Below are 2380 nucleotides of genomic sequence, written 5' to 3'. Positions count from 1 at the left end.
GGATGACACAGGAGTTCAATTATCGTGGGCGGATGCTCTACGATCAGGTCGCGAGCAAGACACCTTTCATCAAATACCAGCGCTAGGCCGTCCCATGAAACGTATCGGCATCCTCGGCGGCATGAGTCCCGAAAGCACCATCATCTACTATCGCGCGCTGAATGAGGGTGCGCGCGCTGCTCTCGGGCCACTCGACACAGCCGACTGCCTCATCGCATCGGTCAATTTCGGTGCGATCCAGGCGATGCAGAAGGCCGGCGAGTGGGAGCGCGCGGGCCTCCACCTCGCGGAGGCTGCTGAAGGTCTTGAGGCGGCAGGTGCGGAGCTGATTATTCTCGCGACCAATACGATGCACAGATGCGCGCCGGCCATAGAGGCGGCGGTCACCATCCCCTTCCTGCACATTGCTGATGCCACTGCCGCCCATCTCAAGCGCGACGGACGCAAGGCCCCGCTGCTGCTCGGCACGGCCTACACGATGGAACAGGATTTCTACAAAGGCCGACTGATCGAGGAGCACGGTCTCGACATCATCACCCCCGATGACACTGAGCGCGCCCGCATCCATGCCATCATTTTCGACGAGCTTGTGAACGGCATCGCGACCGATGAGAGCCGCAACGCCTATCTCGACATCGTCGCGCGCCATGCCGACGCCGGCGCAGACAGCGTTATCCTCGGCTGTACCGAGATCGGCATGTTGCTCAGTTCGGCAAACTCACCCCTGCCCGTCTATGACACGGCACTGATCCACTGCGCCGTCGCCTTGGAAAAGGCGCTTGCCTAAAGCGGTTTCAGCGTCTTTCCGTTGAGGCCGCCCATGCGGCAGACTTCCATCCACTCGTCTTCCTTCACAGGCTGAACGGACAGACGGAAGGACGTCACCAGCGCCATGTCTTGGAGCTTCTCATTGGCCTTGACCTCCTTGAGGGTCACAGGCTCCGGCATGTCGCAGACGGCACGCAGATCAACGCAGTCCCAGCGCTCGTCATCAGTCGTCTTGTCCTGGCTGCTTTCGGCCGAGACCTCGACGATGCCGACCACTTCGAGCCCCTTATTGGAATGGTAGAAGAAGCCCTTGTCGCCGACTTTCATGTCGCGCATGAAATTTCGGGCCTGGTAATTGCGCACACCGGTCCATTGAGTGCCCTTCTTGCCCGCCTTTTTCTGATCATCCCAGCCCCATTTGAAGGGTTCGGACTTGAACAGCCAGTACGCCATGAAAATCTCCTCGTGAATCAGCTTGTCCGCGCTTCACATAACGCGATTTTCGCAGATTTCGACCCGCCGATCACCGCGTTGGCCTGCTGTTTTCAGCCAATCGCCGCCGATTGCTGGCAGGCCGCGCGGACCAGTGTTTCGAGCTCGCTCCAGCCCTTATACGCCCGCACCTCGGGCGCTGCGCCGATCCAGGCATCCTCAAAGACTTCGCGCATGTCCGGGTCTGCCAAGAGCGCCATTAGCGGGTCGACACAGACCCGGATGGTAAAGCAGATCGCCCCCGTTTCAGGCAGCTTGCGCAGGGTCTGGCGCTCGACCCGCAGGAAAAGCTGTTCCGGCTCAGCGCCCGCTGCAGATGGCCGCTCCGGCGTGAACCGGTTCGAGCCGACCTGGACCGTCCAGTTGAAACGTTCGAGAACCTTGTCTGGCTGCAGTCCGTCAAAGATCCGCGAGACCCGCGCCGCAAGTTGGGGATCGCCGCCCGGCACCGGACCATGCAGGCCGCCGAGCGTAAGGCCGATCTGCTCTCCGAGTGTCCAGAAGGTCGGCGCACACACCACTCCGGCTACCAGACGCCAGAGGCCGTCCCGGTCCTGCTCGAGAAGGCAGAGATCGTCAGACACAAGCGCTGCCGCCGTGCCGAGCGCGCCCGTCCAGCGTTCATCTGTAGTCAGGCCGACCGCCTCGCCGACAAGCGAGAGAAGCTCGCGCGCGCTGCGCCCGTCGACATCGCCGAGGACCGTCTCATCACGGTGCTCTTCCATGAGCAGGCGTTTGGCCAGCAGCCAGTCATCGGCTTCGGTGTCAGGCAGCAGCCAGTTAGCCTCGTCAATCGGTTTCAGGCCGGGCGCAATCTCCGGCGGGCCGACCATGAAAGGCAGGTAGGGCGGCACTCTAGGCGACACGCGCCGTGCCCCAGCTGACAAAGCCTGCAATCTTCGGCGTGCTCGGCAGGTACATGGTCTCCATGCCTTCGAGCGCAAAGCCGCTTTCGGTCAGCATGCGGCCCGTATCGCGGGTCAGGTGGCAGCCGCCCGCCAGCGGTTTCCAGACAGGCTCGACCCTATGCTGCCATTTCGAGATACCATCGTCGGGCGCAAGCCCATGCTCGGAAAACAGGATCTGGCCTTCCTGCTTCAGCACGCGCCGCGCCTCGCTG

At 62.3% G+C, this 2380-nt stretch carries 3 protein-coding genes and 1 pseudogene; 1 reads left to right on the top strand and 3 read right to left on the bottom strand.

The features are described 5' to 3' along the window. Positions 1-94 precede the first annotated feature (94 nt). Positions 95-787: an aspartate/glutamate racemase family protein gene (locus tag WA989_RS12205; RefSeq protein ID WP_424340769.1), complete on the top strand. Its 693-nt coding sequence runs from the start codon at positions 95-97 to the stop codon at positions 785-787. Here the strand turns inward: WA989_RS12205 and WA989_RS12200 are convergent. The 3 genes and pseudogenes from WA989_RS12200 to WA989_RS12190 all read right to left on the bottom strand — a co-directional run. Continuing rightward, a complete protein-coding gene (locus WA989_RS12200) occupies positions 784-1221 on the bottom strand; it encodes an EVE domain-containing protein (protein WP_424340768.1) in 438 nt (145 codons plus the stop codon). The two genes, WA989_RS12205 and WA989_RS12200, sit on opposite strands and share 4 nt — an antisense overlap. Before the next feature lie 92 nt (positions 1222-1313). Next, positions 1314-2126 (bottom strand): heme-dependent oxidative N-demethylase family protein, encoded by an 813-nt coding sequence (locus tag WA989_RS12195; RefSeq protein WP_424340767.1) that lies wholly within the window; start codon positions 2124-2126, stop codon positions 1314-1316. Continuing rightward, positions 2116-2380, bottom strand: a pseudogene (locus WA989_RS12190) (SAM-dependent methyltransferase); the annotation flags it as partial. The pseudogene WA989_RS12190 and the gene WA989_RS12195, both read right to left, overlap by 11 nt.

This window comes from Henriciella sp. (assembly GCF_049649345.1).
Classification (GTDB): Bacteria; Pseudomonadota; Alphaproteobacteria; order Caulobacterales; family Hyphomonadaceae; genus Henriciella.
This window is presented reverse-complemented; position numbering and strand designations above follow the sequence as displayed.

Excerpts from the sequence above, each read along its gene's own strand:
- WA989_RS12205 (WP_424340769.1), top strand. The coding sequence starts at position 95 with ATGAAACGTATCGGCATCCTCGGCGGCATGAGTCCCGAAAGCACCATC.
- WA989_RS12200 (WP_424340768.1), bottom strand. The coding sequence starts at position 1,221 with ATGGCGTACTGGCTGTTCAAGTCCGAACCCTTCAAATGGGGCTGGGAT.